The following is a 15,781-nucleotide window of genomic DNA, read 5'->3' as shown; positions in this document are numbered from 1 at the left end:
GTATGCCCATCCAGTCGAACGACGAACTCCGGGAGGTACTCGAGTCGACGACCACCATCGCCGTCGTCGGCTGTTCCGCCACGCCCGGCAAGGAGGCCCACGAGATCCCGAAGTACATGCAGGAGCGCGGGTACGAGGTGATTCCAGTGAACCCCTACGCCGACGAGGTGCTCGGCCGTGAGGCGTACGACTCGCTGGCCGACGTCGAGGAGGAGATAGACATGGTCGACGTGTTCCGGCCGAGCGACGAGGTGTCGGGCATCGTCGACGGGGTGCTCGAACGCGACGACGTCGACACCGTCTGGTGCCAGCTCGGCATCCGCGACGACGAGGCCGGCGAGCGCGTCGAGGAGTCGGGCCGCAACTTCGTCCAGGACCGGTGTCTGAAGGTCGAGCACGGCAAGCTCGTCGCCTGAGCGGCGGGGGACAGAAAGTGGGCGTCGCAGGGGAAGGCGCGATGCTCTGAGGAGCCGAACTCAGTCGCTCGGGTTCGTCGTCGTGTCGTCGCCGGCGTGCTGGTCGCTCGACGGCTGGTCGGTCGCATCGGTCCCGTCCGATGTGGTCGACGTGGACGTATCGGTCGTAGTCTCGCTCGTGGTGTCGTCTGTAGACTCGGCTCCGTTCGACGACTCTTCGGTCGTCGAGTCGACGTCCTCGGCCTCCTCGATGGCCGTCTCGGTGAGGACGCTGTCCACGTCGACGTCCTCCTCGGCGGCGATGGCTTCGAGCAGCGCGCGGTTCTCGGCGGTGCGGCGGTCGACCCGCTCGACCGTCTCTCGCATCGCCTGGATCTGGTCGCGGAGCTCGTTGAGCTTCGCGTAGACGTCCTCGGCCATGCTGGCGACCTTCTGGAGCTTCTGCGTGGTTCCTCCGAATCCCATGTACACGTCACGACGCTGGAGCCACGAGTGCGTTGCGTTCTGCACCCGACGAGGAGACGAGCGGCGATGGGGAGGCGTGGCGACGAGGAGAGCCACGACGCGAGAGCGGCGGCTTAATGCCCCGCCCGCTCACTCGTTCGAGACACATGGAGCGGACGCGCCTCGCCCCCACCGTCGGTATCGCCGCCTGCCTCGTCCTCCTCGTGGCGCTCGTCGTGCCGTACGTCCTCATCCAGACGCCGGGTATCGCGAGCACGTACTACGCCGCAGGACCCATCAACCCGCTGTTCGCTGGACTGTTCGCGATGGTCGCGCTGCTGGCGTTCGCGGCCGGGCGACAGGACCGGACGGACCCCGCCGTCGCCGCCGCCACCGCGCTCGTGTTCGGACTGTTCGGCGCGCTGTTCTGCCTGCTGTGGCTGGCGGGCGACCCCGGGTCGGTCATCCTCAACCTCGACCTCTCGCCGGGGTCGCAGGCGGGCGAGTCCGCGTTCGTCCAGAACCTCCAGTACCACCCGTACGTCGTCCTCGTCGTCTCGCTGGTCGTCCCGGCGAGCGCGGGGTGGTACGCCCACGAACTCGGATTCTTCTGAGACCGTGCTCCTGGCGGGACGGTTCGCTCGGACCCGAGTCGAGCGTGTCGCGACAGCGGACCGACGAGCGAGGACGAGCGGAACCGCCGGGCGTGAAACCGACCCACGGGAACCGGGCGACCGAAAGCGGTTTACGTGCAAGTGGACTACCCAGATGATGGACTAGGTCGGGCAGTTAGGCCCTGCCCCTTCCCGCGATATGGTCTTCAGCGGGAGCCGAAACACGGGTGCGTCCGGACCGACCGGTGCGGGCCCTGCAAGCCAACGTAGAAGCCTCGTCCTTCGGGGGCGGCGGTCCGGGTCGTGACGTCTGCAGGGACGTCTCGACCCGGTTAGTCGTGGACAGTTCGCCAGGCGCGGAAGCGAGCAGCGAATCCGCGAACATCCGTCGCTCGAAGGGTCGCGGGGTGGAGACGGTGCGCAGGATTCCCCGTATCGGAACGACCGGGCAACCCCGCCCGTCCGCCTTTCACTACACAGTACACCGCCTACTCGCGAGTCCGCGACACCGCTGCCGTTCGTGCGACGGTCCCGCGCCGCCCGGCAGAACCCTTATCGTACGGATTACACAACCGAACGCATGGACGAATCCCTCCACCGTCGGTCGCTCCTCGCCGGTCTCGGCGCTGGTGTCGCGACGGCACTCGCTGGCTGTGCCGCGCTCGGCGACGCGAGCGACTCGGGGCCGGAACCGTACCGTATCGGCGGCATCAGCATCATCAACCGAGACGATGCGGTCCACGCGCTCGGGCTCCGAATCGAGCGTGACGAGGAACTGGTTCTCGACGAGACGTTCGACCTACCAGCGAACAGCCCAGGGGACGTGACCGCTGTGACGGAGGTCGCTGCAGCGTCGTTCGACGGCTGTACCGCCGGGTCGTACGGAATCACCGCCGCACTCGACGACACGGACCGGAGACTGCTCGAAGCTCCTGACGAGTGCGAGGTACGAACGAACGCGTGGCGGACGCTCCTCGTCGAGGACGATGGAGCGCTACGGTGGGGGGTGACGACCGTGTCGGACGACGACGCGAACTGCAGGACTCCTACGCCGTCGGGTGGGTTAGAGTCGTAGCGGCGGCGGCGAGCCGAACGACCTCAGTCGCCGACTTCGTTCGCCACTGCCTGCCCGTTCGCGAGTTCGATGCCGCCCGAGAGGTCGACCTGCGGGAACGGGATGGAGATGCCCGCCTCGTCGAACCGCCCCTTCACGTTCGTCACGTAGTCGCCGCGGATGCGCATGAAGTCGGCGCGCGATGGGTTCGAGATCCAGATGCGCGACTGGAGGCCGACGGACGAGTCGGCGAGTTCCGTCAGTCGCACCGAGGGAGCCGGGTCGTCCATGATGTCCGGGTGGGCCTCGGCCTCCTCGACGATGATGTCGGTCGCCTGCTGGATGTCGTCGCTGTAGTCGATGCCGAAGGTGAACTTCAGCCGAAGCTTGTCCTTCGCGACGGGGTTCTTGATGACGCCGTCCGTGAGCTGACTGTTGGGGACGGTCAGCAGTTCGTTGTCGAACGTCCGGACGCGCGTGACGCGCAGCGAGATGTCCTCGACGATGCCCGAGTTACCGTCCCACTCTATCCAGTCGCCGATGCGGAACGGCTTGTCCGTGTAGATGAACACGCCCGCGACGAAGTTCTGGAGCACGTCCTGCATCGCCAGGCCGATGGCGAGCGTCGCCGCCGCGGCGATGGTGGCCAGCGAGGTGAGGAAGTTGCCGAACCCCGCCAGCCCGAACGCCACCGAGACGGCGACGAACAGCAGGCCGAGCGACGCGAGTCGGAGCAAGGGAGCCTTCGCGTGCTCGTCGAGGTCGCGGGAGTTCATCAGGCGGCGGACCAGCGGGAGCACGAACGCGCGCCCCACCGCCCACAGCAGGACGAACGAGAGGACGAAGACGATGGCTCCGCCGAGCGTCCCCGCCAGTTCCTGGGGGACGCCCATCTCCCGGAGGAACTGTGAGACGGCCTCCGACGCACCGGTCATCGTCTCCGCCGCGTCTCCCGTGTCACCCGCGTCGCTCCCCGACTGCAACAGGGGGAGCGACCTCATCGATGATAGACGGCGGTGTGCCCGCGGACGTCCACCACGTCCGCGTTCACCCGCTCCGCGAGGTCCTCGGCGAGGTCGTCGGTGGTCGTGCCGCCGCGCGACGCGCGCAGGAACTTCACCTTCACCACCGTTCGGTCACGGAGCTGGTCGTTCAGTTCCTCGGCCACCGACTCGATGCCGCTCTTGCCCACCCAGACGGTGACCTCCGCGTCGTGTGCGAGCGTCTTCAGGTCGTCTGCCATTGGCCGCGACTAGCGATGCGGCGCGGTTCAACGTTTCCACTCGGGGGCGTCAGCAGTTCGCCGTCGAACTCCACTCGGCGTGGTCAGCGGTTCGTCGTCGAACGTCCGACCGCGTGACGGTCACCCGCCCTCGCGGTACGGGTAGCGCTTGTGCGCTCCGCAGTCGCAGGAGACGACGACGTGGCCGTCCTGGGTCCGGACGCGGGCGTTCCGTCCGGGGCGGAGGTAGACGTCACAGCGGTCGCAGGTGAACCGCTTGAACGTGGTCGGGAGGCCACACCGGTTGCGCTCGGCGATACGGCGCGCGAGGCGGACGTACTCCCGCGAGCGCTCCTCGTCGCCCTCGGCGACGGCGCTCCGGGCGAGGGCGTGGAGTCGGTCGATGCGTTCCTCCGCGATGGTGGGCATGGGGACTTCGTTCGCGTGTGGGTTCCGGGCAGCGCCGTATAGCGGTTGTCGTTCTAGGATGTGGAGAGAGGGTGAGACGAGAGGCTACGAAGCTGTTCGCCAGAGTTGGAGCAGGAAACGGGAACACCTCGAAAGCCCTCACCGGGACGACTCGCGCGCCCCACACTGCGCTCCTCGCTCGCTGTCACTCGCTGTGGTGCTTGTGGGGCCGTGCTTCGTCCTCCCGGTTCGCCCTTTCAGTCCACCAGGAACCGGCCGCCCTGCCCTCCCCCGAGTCGAGCGGCCCTCACGCGGTTCGGGCACGCACTCCCGGCCACCGCAACCGCAACGGCTGGCCGCGCGCTCGTGCGCGGCCGACGGAGTCGGGTAGGCGCGGTGCGGACCTGATGGAATGGGAGGGCGAGCGTCCTCCACGAAGCATGACCCGATAAGCACCGCAGTGAGCGTCAGCGAGCGAGGAGCGCAGTCGTGGTCACGCGAGTGGAGCACGAGAGGGCTTTCGAGTTCGTAGTTGCTGGACCCATCCAGAGAGGACTTTCGAGATCGTAGTTGCTGGAACCACTCCAGAGAGGACGTTCGGAAACCACGTTCACATCGACACGTACGAACCACCGAAAATCACCACACAGCCAAATCCGGCAGTCCTAACACCCACACTCGACAGGATATCTTCAATGCGGGTCTGCAACTACCTCGAACTCGAAGGGCCGCTCCGACGCTCGGGGTGGGCCACCTCCGTCGCCGCCCAGCGGAAGGCGCTCGCCGACACCGACGTCGAACTCGTCACGTCGCCGTGGTACGGCGGCTCCCTCCCCAGCGCCGCCGGGCACGCGCTCTCCGGCGACGGCGCGTTCGTCGACTACGACGTCGCTCACACCAACGCCATCGGGCCGGGGTCGGTCGCTCTCGCGCGACACGCCAAGCGCCACGACCGGCCGCTGGTCTGTCACGCCCACATCACCCGCGAGGACTTCGCCGAGTCGTTCCGCGGCTCCGAGCAGGTCGGCCCGTTCCTCGAACGCTACCTGCGGTGGTTCTACTCGCAAGCAGACCTCGTGCTCTGCCCGAGCGAGTACACGAAGGGCGTCCTCGACGCCTACCCCGTCGACGCCCCCATCCGCCCCATCACGAACGGCGTCGACATCGAGTCGCTGGCGGGCTACGAAGAGTTCCGCGAGGAGTACCGAGAGAAGTACGACCTCGACGGGATGGTCGTGTTCGCCGTCGGCAACGTGTTCGAGCGCAAGGGCCTGACGACGTTCTGCGAGGTGGCCCAGGGGACGGAGTACGACTTCGCCTGGTTCGGCACCGTCGACGACGGTCCACAGGCCAGCGAGCCGGTGAGGCGCTGGACCGGGAACCCGCCGGAGAACGTCACGTTCACGGGCTGGATAGACGACAAACGCGGCGCGTTCGCGGCGGGCGACGTGTTCTGCTTCCCCGCGAAGGTCGAGAACCAGGGTATCGTCGTGCTGGAGGCGATGGCCTGCGGGAAGGCCGTCGTCCTCCGGGACATCCCGGTGTTCCGCGAGTTCTACACCGACGGCGAGGACTGCCTCCTCTGCGAGACGGCGGCGGAGTTCCGCGAGGCGCTGGACCGACTGGCGGAGGACCCCGACCTGCGCGAGCGGCTGGGGGAGAACGCCCGGGAGACCGCACGCGAGCACTCGCTCGAACGGGTCGGCGAGGGCCTCAAGGCGGCCTACGAGGACGTGCTGGCGGGACGAGTGTGAGCGAAACGCGCGAGCGAGCAACGACTCGTCGACACCACCGAGCGGACGGCGAAGTCACAACGGCTTAGGCGTCGGGCGCGACAGGATGGGAAAATGCGTCCCGACGTCGCCGTCTTCACCGACACGTACCTGCCGACGGTGAACGGCGTGACCTACACCATCCAGACGTGGCGCGACCGCTGGGTCCGCCGCGGCGGGTACATGGGCGTCGTCTACCCCGGCAGCGACCACGACCCGGACCCGTTCGAGTACCCCGTCGCGAGCCTCCCGTTCCCGTTCTACGACGGCTTCCGCATCGCCCCGCCGTGGATCCCGGAGGGCGTCGCCGACGTGGACCTCGTCCACTCCCACACCCCGTTCTGTCTCGGGCTGTCGGGCCTCGCGCACGCGCGCCGGAACGACCTGCCGTTCGTCGCCTCGTTCCACACGCCGACCTCCGAGTACGCCAACTACCTGTCGAACTCCTCGCTCGCGACGGTCATCTCCTCGGTCGCCGACCGCTACGAGAACGTCTACCTCCAGCAGGCCGACCGCATCGTGACGCCGTCGCCGAGCGCCCGCCGCCGCCTGCGCGACCGGGGCATCGAGGTCCCCGTCACCGTCGTCCCGAACGGCATCGACGTCGAGCGGTTCTCGCCGAGCGACGGCGAGGCGTTCCGCGAGCGCCACGGTCTCTCGGGGACGCTCGTCGGCTACATCGGTCGCCACGGCTACGAGAAGCGACTGGCGGACATCGTCGAGGCGTGCGAACGCGTCGACCGCGAGGTGACCGTCGTCATCGCGGGCGACGGCCCGGCCCGGTCGTCGCTGGAGGACCGCGCCGAGGAGTCGCCGCTCGACGTCCGGTTCCTCGGCTTCCTCGACCGCGACGAGATGCCCGCCTTCTACTCGGCGCTCGACGTCTTCGGCCACCCGAGTCCCGTCGAGACGGAGGGGCTGGTCGCCCTCGAAGCGAACGCGTGCGGGACGCCCGTCGTCGGCGTCGAGGCGGGCGGGCTCGCCGACACCGTCCGGGACGGCGAGACGGGCGTTCACTACCCGTTCGGCGACATGGACGCGTTCGCCGACGGCATCGAGCGAGCGCTCGACGACCGCGACCGCCTCCACGACGCCTGTCTCGCCCGCCGCGACGAGATGAGCGTCGAACACGCCGTCGACCGACTGGAGACGGTGTACACCGAGGTCATCGACGAGTATACCGCGGATGTCGAGACACCCAACTGATACGACAGCCGGCGGGAGGCTAGTATCGTGGAGAGAATGTCTTTTTAGCGATGCCACTAACGACGGTGCATGGGAGTTCGGCGGGCACTGTTCGGAACGAAGAAGCGAGTCGTCCTGACCGTCCTGCTGGTCCTCGTCACGAGCGTCGTGGGGGCGTACATGCTGGGCATCGTCGGCACGCCGGCGGTGACGGGCGTCGAGAACCGGTTCGGCGCGGTCGACGACAACGAGACCACCATCCACACGGACCTGGGGGTGTCGAACCCGAACCCCGTCGGCGTCCAGCTGGGCGGCGCGTCGGTGGCGTACACCGTCTGGATGAACGACGTCGAGATGGCCGAGGGCGGCCGTGACGGCCTCGACCTGCCGCGGGGCGACTCGACCATCGGGTTCACGACGCAGATGGACAACGAACGCATCCCGGCGTGGTGGGTGAGCCACATCCGCAACGACGAGCGGACCACCGTGAACATCGACGCCACGGCTCACTCCTCGACGCTCGGCCGCTCGTTCGACCTGCCCCAGGAGCGGACCATCCGGACGAACCTCATCGGGCAGTTCCGTTCGACGGAGGACCGCGAGGTGAACGCGAACCACCGCCTGATCTCTGACCCGGTCCTCGTCGTCCGGGAGACGGACGCCCGGTGGGGGAACGTCACCGAGCGCCGGACGCCCATCGACATGTCGATGACCGTCTACAACCCGAAGACCGTCCCCTACGTCGTCACCGAGATCGGCTACAACGTGACGATGAACGACGTGCGCGTCGGCAACGGGACGACCGACGAGGTGTACACCATCCCCGGCGGCACCGAGAAGACGCTCGACGCGACGACGGCCATCGAGAACGACCGCCTCGACGAGTGGTGGGTGAGCCACCTGCAGAACGACCAGCGCACGGACCTGCGCATCACGTTCCACGCGAAGGTCGAGTTGCCCAACGGCGACACCCTCCGAGTCCCGCTGGACGCGCTGACCTACACCCGCACCATCGAGACGGACATCTTCGGGACCAAGAACGCGAGTACGGCGGCCGGGAGCGCGGCGAACGGGTCCGGTAGCGACTCGACCGCGACGCCTGCCTCTGGAGCCACGACCACGGGGACGACGGCGACGGCGACGACAACCGACGACGGGGGACTGCTCGGTGACGGTTCCACCGACGCGACCGACACCGCGTCCACCCCCGAACCGACCGACCGCACCGCGACTGACTCGACTCCGACGACGACGGAGACGCTCCTCGGCGGGGGGTCCGGCACCGACGGCGACCCGACGACGACCGACGGTAGCGGTGGCAACGGTGGCACCGACGGCGGCGGCAACGGCACCGAGACGGACGACGGCGGGTTGCTCGGTGCGGTACGTGCGGCCGCATCTCACGGCATGCTTAACTCGCTCGTCACGTAGTGTACACTATGTCGCGGAGCCCTCACACTCCTGGTCGCGTTCTCCACCGGCAGTGACGACTCCTCCGTAACGGTCACCATCGACGGCGAGACGTACGTCCTCTCCCCGGTCGCCGCCCGCGAACTGGCCGACGGCATCGCCGACGCCCTGCGCGAGTCCCGCGCGTTCGTCCACACCCGCTCCGAACGACGGAGCGACGGGAGCGTCGTCGTCGCCCGGCGACGCGCCGAGTCGGCCGGCAACGAGGTGGTGTTCGACTCCTCCGACGACCTGCGGACGACGTTCGACGCGTTGCCCGACCGGTTCGCGGCGAGCGACGTCGGCCGCGTCTCGGGGTCGCGGCGGCATCTGCTGGTCCGGTTCTTCGCGGAGGCACCGGAGTTCGACTGCGTGCTGGTCTCGGAGAACCCGCTGTGTGCGGAGAAGGGCGTACCGGAGGAGTGAGGCCGCTGTACGAGCGCCGTCGTTCCTCCCGACGAACGCCCGGCGGGTCGGGGAGTGCCAGAGACCGAGTGGACTACGGGTGGTCCGGCAGTTCGGTGAACGTCTCCGAGTCACAGACCGAGCAGTGGTCGGGCGGCCGGTAGTGGTCCTCGCTCTCGCGGACGCCGACGTGGACGACGGAGCACTCGGCGCAGGCGAACAGCAGTGGTCGCTCCGGTACGTGTGACATAGGCACTCGATTGCTGTCAGAACAGTTAACGTTTCAGGCCGACAGCCGTCGGTGTCTGTCGAGGAGGACGGTCCGCTGCCGACGTCTTACTCGATGGTGACGTGTTCGCTCTCGTCGTTGAGCGCGAGGTTCGTCGCTATCTCGGCGTTCCGGACGGCGAACTGTGCGGTCTGAGCGAGACTGACGAGCACCTCTCGCACTTCGAGCAGGTCCTCGTTGGACATCTCGGGCAGGTCGTCGAGAATCTCGCGTTCGCGGTCGTTGATCTGGGCGAACAGGCGGCGGACCTCGATGGCGAGGTCGTAGTCGCGTTCGACCGCCGAGCGGACGCCCTTCTCCGTTATCTCGTTGACGCTGTCGGTGAACTCCCGTATCTTGCGCATCGTCGACTCGTCCACGTCGAGGGTGTGGCCCTCCGCCGAGAGCGCGATCTCGGCGATGTCCTCGGCGTTGTCGGCGGTGAGTTCGAGGTTCTTCGCGATGGAGCGGTAGCCGATGAGCGCGAACCCGTCGTCCAGTCCGAGCGCGCTCGTGAGGTTCGGGTTCTGGTAGGCAGTGAAGATGAGACGGAGCAGGAGGACGAATATCTTGTTCGCCTGTCGCTCGCGGTTGAGCGCCCGTTCGGCGAGATCCGGGTTGCTGTGGGCGAGCGCCCGGATGGCCTCGTTGCGCATCGTGCTGCCGGTCGATTCGAGGCGTTCGAGCAGGTTGTCGAGCGTGAAGTCCTCGGGGTCGACCGAGCACCGAATCGCGATGCTCTCGGGGCGTTCCTCGATGACGCCCAGCCCCATCAACTGCGTCTCGGCGTTGTAGACGGCGTTGATGGTCGCGCTGTCGAGCGTCTCCCCCTCGGCGGCCTCGATGTGGATGACGCGGCGGCCGAGGACGTACTGGGCGACGATGGCGCGTTCGATGGCGTCGGCGTCGAGGCTGGCGGCGTGGACCGTCGCCACCGACTCCTCCTGCTGGACGGACTCGGGCATCACCGTGAGCATCCCCTTCTCGCCGATGCGGATGGACACCTCGTCACCCTTCTCCACGTCGTACGCCTTCGCCCACTCCGCGGGCAGCGTCATCGCCAGCGTCGACGGACCCAGGCGCTGGACTTTCCGTGTTTCCATGGCTTGGGTAGCGTCACGATTGGCCTTAAGGATATCTCAAGACCGCGAGAATCCCCCATCAAATATCAGGGACAATCGTTCACACGCTCTCGGGGGCGGCGACTCACACCGTCTTCAGCAGGCGGTGCTCGAACCGCCCGACGCGGACCTTCTGCCAGCCCCGTAGCTTCTCGTCGAGGTCAGGGTCGCCGGTGTCGACGCGGAGTTCGCCGACGGTATCGAGTTTCGACGGCGAGGCGACGACGACGACCGAGCATCGACGAATCACGGCTGGGGAGAGTTGCTGGTTGCCACGCCCGAACACGAACCCCTGTCCGCCGATGGGCGAGACGACTATCACGTTCTCCTCGCCCAGTGCGTCGAGAATCTCGCGCTCGCTGCCGTCGCGCACGAGGAGTTCGCCGTCCTGGTCGGCCTCCCCGGCCCGCCAGACGTCGACGCCCAGCGGCGACCCCTCGACGCCGAGCTCGCGCTCGATAGCGCCGACCGTGCTCCCCGGTCCGAGGACGTAGGTGACGCCCGGTTCGACGTCCGCGGCGACGCCCGCCGCCAGCGCCTCGACGCTCCCGCCGCCGAGTTGCTTCGAGGACTGCACCTCGTTCGCGACGGGGACGCGGACGATGGCCCGGAGTTCGGACCGGACCTCGCCCTCCCGGTAGGCGGCCTCGTCGATGTCGTTGACCTCGCGCTCCTCGCTCCGGTCGAACGTCGCGGCGATACGCCCCGCCGACCGCGGCGTGACGCCGAACACGGAGGAGTATATCTTCACGCCCGCCGGAACGCCCAGTATCGGCGTCTCGCTCTCCGTCTCGGCGACGACCTCGGCCACGTCGACGGCGGTGCCGTCACCGCCGGCGAACAGGAGGAGGTCCACGCCCGCGTCGACCATCGCTCGAACGGCGGCGCGGGTGTCGTCGGCGCTCGTCTCTGGAGGGTCCCCGTTTCTACCTCCCTCTCGTTCCCCGGCTTCACCCGAGGGCGAGCCGAGCACCTCGTGGTCGAGTCCGGCCGCCTCGGCCGCCGACTCGCCCATCACGCCGCCCCACGTCAGCAGTTCGACGGACTCGCCCGACCCCTCGGCCGCGGTCCGGAGGGCGTCGAGCGCCTCGCGGGCGCGGTCGGGTGCGCGCGGCTCGGCACCGCGAGCGCGGGCCTCCCCGACCATCCCGTCCGTCCCCTTCAACCCGACACGCCCGCCCATCCCGGCGACGGGGTTGACGACGACTCCGATGCGTCTCACGCACGACGGTTCCGTCGGAACCCCCAAAGCGTCGCCGGTGTGTGGCGATGCCTCCGAGGTGTGTGAACCACGTCCGTGAACCGGATGCGTGAGATGGGGTACGGGCCACGGGGACGGGTATCAACGCTTATACGACCGCCAGCGGAACTCGACCACATGTACGTGCTGCTGCAGGAGAGCGTCGACACCGGTCTCATAGACGCCTCGGGCTGGGTGCTGGGTATCGGAGGACTGGTGTTACTCGTCGTCTGGTTCGTCTACCTCACCCGCTGAACCACCCTCCTCGACCGTCTCGGCGCGCTCGGCCAGCCACGCGGCCGCCCGCTCCACCTCGTCGCCGTCCTCGCCGCGGAGTCGGACGTGGACGCTCTCGCCGGGGTAGCTCCCGAGCGCCACGTCGAACCGTTCGCGTAGCTGCTCGAACCGCTCGACGAGCGCGCTCTCCGGTTCGGCGACGGTGACCGTCGCCACCTGGAGGGGCGTCCCCTCGAACTCCTCGCGGACCGTCTCGAACATCGCCTTCATCTCCGCCGGGACGCCCGGCAGGACGTACACCGACTCGACGACACAGCCGGGAGCGACGCCCACCTCGTTGTGCAGCGGGCGCGCTCCTTTCGGGAGGTCGGCCGTCCCCTCCGTCAGGTCCTCGCGGGTGTAGCCGCCTTCGGCCTCCAACCACTCTAGCACCGCCTCGCTCCGCTCCAGTGGGCGACCGAAGGCGGCGGCGACGCTCTCCATCGTCAGGTCGTCGTGGGTCGGGCCGAGACCACCGGTGACGACGACGGCGTCGTACTCCGCCCGGTACTCGTTGACGACGCGGGCGATGTCGCTCACCCGGTCGGGGAGCGTGACGACTCGCTCGACGGTCGCACCGCGAGCGGTCAGCTGCTCGCCGAGCCAGCTCGCGTTCGTGTTCACCGTCTCTCCCGCGAGCAGTTCGTCACCGACGGTCACCACCGCGACTCGCATGGCCTGGCCTTCGCGTGGCGCGACCAAAACGCCGTGGGTACCGGTCTGGAGTGGGGGAAGCTGTCGACGTGTCACACCTCACCGTCGCCACCATCGCGTGCGAACCGCTCTCACTCGCACCCAAGAGCTACTACCCATCGACAGTACATCCCGACAGAACCGCCATGGGTCAACGCCGCCGCGTCCGCGACGCCTACGACGACATCGCCGCCGACTACGACGACCAGCGCGGCGAGGACGGCGCGGGCGTCCTCCGGGTACTGCTCGACCGCCTCGGCCCGGACTCGCGGGTCCTCGACGCTGGCTGTGGCGGCGGCCGGGTCGGTCTCGACGGGCTCGACCCGCACCACCGCACGGTCGGACTGGACTTCTCGGGCGAGCAGCTCCGCGTCGCGGCCGAGGCGGGCCGGGGAGACGCCCTCGTCGCGGGCGACATGACGGGGCTCCCGTTCGCCGACGACGCGTTCGACGCGGTCGCGTCGCTATTCGCCGTCATCCACCTGCCGACCGACGACCACGGGACGGCCCTCTCGGAGTTCGCGCGGGTCCTCCGACCCGGCGGCTGGCTCCTGTTCAACACCGGCGACCACGAGTGGGAAGGCGCGAACGACGACTGGCTGGAGACGGGCACTCGGATGGAGTGGTCGTACCCCGACCCCGAGGAGACGCGGCGGCTGCTCGCCGACGCCGGATTCGAGGTCGAGTCTTTCTGGGACCCGGACGACGAACGCGGCGGTGACTTCCCGATGTTCCTCGCGCGACGCGCCGAGTGACCGCCGACAGCGGCTCGGCCGCTCACCTGCTCGGCCCCTCAGAACGTCTCGTCGCGCACCGCGCGGACGATGGCGTCCACGTCGAACTCGTCGCTCTCCTTCTCGAAGACAATGGTTCCGTCGACGCGTACCTCGAAGATGCCGTGGTCGCCGGTGACCAGCGCGACGCGGTCGAGCCGCTCTCCGAGGCTCGACAGCAGGGCGTGCTGAACGTTCTCGGCGCGTTCGAGGAAGCCACACGGGACGCAGTACTCGATTTCGACGGCTGTCATCGTCCGAGCCACGACCGGGCCCGTGAAACGTCTGCCGCCGTCGGTCGCCACACCAGGAGGACGACGGTGACGACGAAGATGGCAGTCGACAGGCCGTAGCTCTGGCCGTACGCGGCCGAGACGAGGAACGACGTTCCGCCGACGAACCCGCCGAGGACGCCCGCTATCACCGGGAGCGTACAGGAGACGCAGGAGAACAGTCCCAGCACCCCGGCCATCGCGCCGCCACCGCCACCAGCGGCGTCGAGGACGAGGCCGTAGACGAGGTACGCGAGGGCGGCGTAGCCGACCAGCTTGTACGGAATCAGCGCGAGCGTGAGCCACGACCCGGTGTAGAGGACGGCGGGCGACCACCCGGGCGGGAGCGACCAGAAGCGGACGTCGATACCCGTCGTGAACTGCGTCGGTCCGACGGCGTAGAGGCCGCCGACGTAGCCCAGCAGGAGGAGGTACCCCCCCGCGACGAGCGCGGCCATCGCCCGCTTGCTCGTGGGAGCCGACGGGACGCGCGCCCGCAGGACGCCCCAGACGGCGACGTTCACCCAGACGAACGGGTAGAGGTACAGCCCCGTCCGCTCGCCGGTCGGGGTGATGCCCGTCGTGTCGAAGTAGGCGGCGAGCAACAGCAGTTCCGCGGCGACGAGTATCGTCGCGCCTCGTACCGTGCTCCGTCGGGGCAGGAACCGTTCGAGGGTGGGTGCAGTACTCATGCGGACAGTCTGGGGTCGTAGGTCGCCGTCTCAGACGACGACGGCGTCGAGGACGACGGCGACGAGGAGCGCGCCGAGGTAGGCGTTCGAGGCGTGGAACGCGCGGAACGCCGCCGACTCGGTGCGTTCGCGGTGGAGCAGGACGACGGCCCAGAGGAACACCCCGCCGAAGACGACGGTGGCGGTGGCGTAGAGCCATCCCAGGCCTGTCAGCGCGGTCAGCAGCGTCGCTGCGACGAGCGTCGCCGCGAGGTACCAGACGATGTGTTTCCGCGTCACTGTCTCGCCGCGGACGACCGGCATCATCGGGAAGCCGCCGCGGGCGTAGTCGTCCTTGTAGGCTAGCGCGAGGTTGTAGAAGTGCGCCGGGGTCCAGAGGAAGATGACGGCGGCGAGCGCGAGCCCCGGCAGGGCGCCGTCCGTCGTGCCCGTGACGGCGACCCAGCCGATGAGCGCCGGGAGCGCGCCGGCCGCGCCGCCGATGACGGTGTTCTGGACGGTGTTCGGTTTCAGGATGAGCGTGTAGACGACGCTGTAGAACACGATGGCGACGAACCCGAGCGCGGCCGCCAGCGCGTTGACCTGCCAGAACAGCGCGACGCTCGCGACGGTGAGCACCGCCGCGAACGCGAGGGCGTTGCGGACGGGTACCTCGTGTTTCGCCAGGGGGCGGTCGCTCGTCCGTTCCATCTTCCGGTCGATGTCGCGTTCGAGGACGTGGTTGAACGTGCCGCTCGCGCCGATGGAGAGCACGCCGCCGAGCAGCGTGAGGACGATGGTGTCGACGCGCAGGTCCGGTCCCGCGGCGAGAGCCATCCCGGCGGAGGCGACGAGACAGAGCAGCCACATCAGCCGGGGCTTCATCAACTGGAAGTACGCCCAGACCACGCGCTTCACACGAGCGAGCGGCCCCGTCGGCTGGACCGACGCGGTCGGTGCGACTGGCCCGTCGTCCGCGTCGTGGTCTGGCGTCGGTTCCGTCGCGCGGTCCGTCTGCCCGGTCGGCGCGTCGGTCGGGTCGCCCGTCTCGGCTTCGAGTTGCCACGCGAGTGCGAGCGCGAGGGTGGTGAAGATGGCCGTCCCGGCGACGAGGTGCGTCCCGGTCAGCGTGCTGGGCGCGCCTTCGAGCGCGACGAACGCGCCGACGCCCGCCTGCAGCGGGTAGCCGACACCGGCGACGAGGAGGGCGACGCGGACGCGCGCGGTAGCGACCGACCAGCCGACGACCGTCGTCGCGAGACCGAGGAGGCCGACGACGACGGCGGCGATGCGGTGGCCGACCGCGACGGCGACCTGCGGGTCGGAGACCGGACCGGAGCAGGTCGGCCACGTCCCACACGCGGCGACGGCGTCGGCCAGCGAGGCGGTCGCACCGACCACTACCAGCAGGTAGACGCCGACGAGGGTCGCCGCGAGCAGGGTGGTGAACCGAGGACGAGTCACGGTTGGGGAAACGTCGGACGCGTCCGCACTTAGA

Annotated in this window: 20 protein-coding genes and 1 other RNA gene; 9 read left to right on the top strand and 12 right to left on the bottom strand. The window is 68.8% G+C overall.

Annotation, left to right across the window (positions count from 1 at the left end; all coding sequences use genetic code 11):
• Positions 1-2: 2 nt before the first annotated feature.
• A complete protein-coding gene (locus MX571_RS17710; protein ID WP_247419238.1) occupies positions 3-416 on the top strand; it encodes a CoA-binding protein in 414 nt (137 codons plus the stop codon).
• Positions 417-476: 60 nt separating this feature from the next.
• Here MX571_RS17710 and MX571_RS17705 read toward each other — a convergent pair whose 3' ends face one another.
• Positions 477-881: a DUF5798 family protein gene (locus MX571_RS17705; RefSeq protein ID WP_247419237.1), complete on the bottom strand. Its 405-nt coding sequence runs from the start codon at positions 879-881 to the stop codon at positions 477-479.
• Between the two features lie 146 nt (positions 882-1,027).
• Between MX571_RS17705 and MX571_RS17700 the strand changes: the two genes are divergently transcribed.
• From MX571_RS17700 to MX571_RS17690, 3 genes are all read left to right on the top strand, one after another.
• A complete protein-coding gene (locus MX571_RS17700; protein WP_247419235.1) occupies positions 1,028-1,474 on the top strand; it encodes a DUF7548 family protein in 447 nt (148 codons plus the stop codon).
• A gap of 155 nt (positions 1,475-1,629) precedes the next feature.
• An RNA gene (ffs, locus tag MX571_RS17695) (signal recognition particle sRNA) lies at positions 1,630-1,942 on the top strand.
• A 112-nt stretch (positions 1,943-2,054) separates the two neighbouring features.
• Positions 2,055-2,549, top strand: coding sequence for a hypothetical protein (locus MX571_RS17690; protein ID WP_247419234.1), 495 nt, complete (start codon positions 2,055-2,057; stop codon positions 2,547-2,549).
• A gap of 23 nt (positions 2,550-2,572) precedes the next feature.
• Here MX571_RS17690 and MX571_RS17685 read toward each other — a convergent pair whose 3' ends face one another.
• The 3 genes from MX571_RS17685 to MX571_RS17675 form a co-directional block, all read right to left on the bottom strand.
• Positions 2,573-3,463 carry a mechanosensitive ion channel family protein gene (locus tag MX571_RS17685; protein WP_379751927.1) on the bottom strand — a complete coding sequence of 297 codons (891 nt, stop codon included), beginning with the start codon at positions 3,461-3,463 and terminating at the stop codon, positions 2,573-2,575.
• A 62-nt stretch (positions 3,464-3,525) separates the two neighbouring features.
• Complete coding sequence (locus MX571_RS17680; protein ID WP_247419231.1) at positions 3,526-3,771, bottom strand: YhbY family RNA-binding protein; 246 nt, start codon at positions 3,769-3,771, stop codon at positions 3,526-3,528.
• Between the two features lie 120 nt (positions 3,772-3,891).
• A complete protein-coding gene (locus MX571_RS17675; protein WP_247419229.1) occupies positions 3,892-4,179 on the bottom strand; it encodes a ribonuclease P protein component 4 in 288 nt (95 codons plus the stop codon).
• 674 nt (positions 4,180-4,853) lie between these two features.
• Between MX571_RS17675 and MX571_RS17670 the strand changes: the two genes are divergently transcribed.
• The 3 genes from MX571_RS17670 to MX571_RS17660 all read left to right on the top strand — a co-directional run bounded on the left by MX571_RS17670 (position 4,854) and on the right by MX571_RS17660 (position 8,546).
• Complete coding sequence (locus tag MX571_RS17670; RefSeq protein ID WP_247419228.1) at positions 4,854-5,912, top strand: glycosyltransferase family 4 protein; 1,059 nt, start codon at positions 4,854-4,856, stop codon at positions 5,910-5,912.
• Between the two features lie 93 nt (positions 5,913-6,005).
• Positions 6,006-7,136, top strand: a complete 1,131-nt coding sequence (locus MX571_RS17665) for a glycosyltransferase (protein ID WP_247419219.1) — start codon at positions 6,006-6,008, stop codon at positions 7,134-7,136.
• A 69-nt stretch (positions 7,137-7,205) separates the two neighbouring features.
• On the top strand, positions 7,206-8,546 hold the full coding sequence (locus MX571_RS17660; protein ID WP_247419217.1) for an LEA/WHy family protein: 1,341 nt from the start codon (positions 7,206-7,208) through the stop codon (positions 8,544-8,546).
• Between the two features lie 6 nt (positions 8,547-8,552).
• Here the strand turns inward: MX571_RS17660 and MX571_RS17655 are convergent, their stop codons facing one another.
• The gene (locus MX571_RS17655) at positions 8,553-8,720 is read right to left on the bottom strand and encodes a hypothetical protein (RefSeq protein WP_247419215.1); all 168 of its coding nucleotides are present in this window, start codon (positions 8,718-8,720) and stop codon (positions 8,553-8,555) included.
• Here MX571_RS17655 and MX571_RS22935 point away from each other — a divergent pair.
• Positions 8,670-8,990, top strand: coding sequence for a DUF7528 family protein (locus MX571_RS22935; RefSeq protein ID WP_438267250.1), 321 nt, complete (start codon positions 8,670-8,672; stop codon positions 8,988-8,990). The genes MX571_RS17655 and MX571_RS22935 overlap by 51 nt on opposite strands.
• A gap of 73 nt (positions 8,991-9,063) precedes the next feature.
• Here the strand turns inward: MX571_RS22935 and MX571_RS17645 are convergent, their stop codons facing one another.
• The 4 genes from MX571_RS17645 to MX571_RS17630 form a co-directional block, all read right to left on the bottom strand.
• Positions 9,064-9,219, bottom strand: a complete 156-nt coding sequence (locus MX571_RS17645; protein ID WP_247419196.1) for a hypothetical protein — start codon at positions 9,217-9,219, stop codon at positions 9,064-9,066.
• Between the two features lie 86 nt (positions 9,220-9,305).
• Entirely contained in the window at positions 9,306-10,340 is a 1,035-nt protein-coding gene (locus MX571_RS17640) for a phosphate uptake regulator PhoU (protein WP_247419194.1), read from the bottom strand.
• Positions 10,341-10,443: 103 nt separating this feature from the next.
• On the bottom strand, positions 10,444-11,580 hold the full coding sequence (locus MX571_RS17635; RefSeq protein WP_247419177.1) for an ATP-NAD kinase family protein: 1,137 nt from the start codon (positions 11,578-11,580) through the stop codon (positions 10,444-10,446).
• 237 nt (positions 11,581-11,817) lie between these two features.
• Positions 11,818-12,549: a competence/damage-inducible protein A gene (locus MX571_RS17630; RefSeq protein ID WP_247419175.1), complete on the bottom strand. Its 732-nt coding sequence runs from the start codon at positions 12,547-12,549 to the stop codon at positions 11,818-11,820.
• A gap of 164 nt (positions 12,550-12,713) precedes the next feature.
• Here MX571_RS17630 and MX571_RS17625 point away from each other — a divergent pair, with 164 nt between their 5' ends.
• On the top strand, positions 12,714-13,322 hold the full coding sequence (locus MX571_RS17625) for a class I SAM-dependent methyltransferase (RefSeq protein ID WP_247419173.1): 609 nt from the start codon (positions 12,714-12,716) through the stop codon (positions 13,320-13,322).
• A 38-nt stretch (positions 13,323-13,360) separates the two neighbouring features.
• On the opposite strand, the gene MX571_RS17620 is transcribed toward MX571_RS17625, so the two are convergent.
• From MX571_RS17620 to MX571_RS17610, 3 genes are read right to left on the bottom strand one after another with little or no spacing between them, the layout of a single operon-like run.
• Complete coding sequence (locus MX571_RS17620) at positions 13,361-13,594, bottom strand: Rdx family protein (protein WP_247419171.1); 234 nt, start codon at positions 13,592-13,594, stop codon at positions 13,361-13,363.
• Positions 13,591-14,304 (bottom strand): DUF7546 family protein, encoded by a 714-nt coding sequence (locus MX571_RS17615; RefSeq protein ID WP_247419169.1) that lies wholly within the window; start codon positions 14,302-14,304, stop codon positions 13,591-13,593. Before MX571_RS17615 ends, MX571_RS17620 begins: the two co-directional genes overlap by 4 nt.
• A gap of 30 nt (positions 14,305-14,334) precedes the next feature.
• Positions 14,335-15,747 carry a heme o synthase gene (locus tag MX571_RS17610; protein WP_247419166.1) on the bottom strand — a complete coding sequence of 471 codons (1,413 nt, stop codon included), beginning with the start codon at positions 15,745-15,747 and terminating at the stop codon, positions 14,335-14,337.
• Positions 15,748-15,781: the final 34 nt, after the last annotated feature.

The sequence above is a fragment of the Halomarina salina genome (assembly GCF_023074835.1).
Taxonomy (GTDB): Archaea; Halobacteriota; Halobacteria; order Halobacteriales; family Haloarculaceae; genus Halomarina; species Halomarina salina.
The sequence above is the reverse complement of the archived record's forward strand: the minus strand, read 5'-3'. Positions and strand labels throughout refer to the sequence as shown.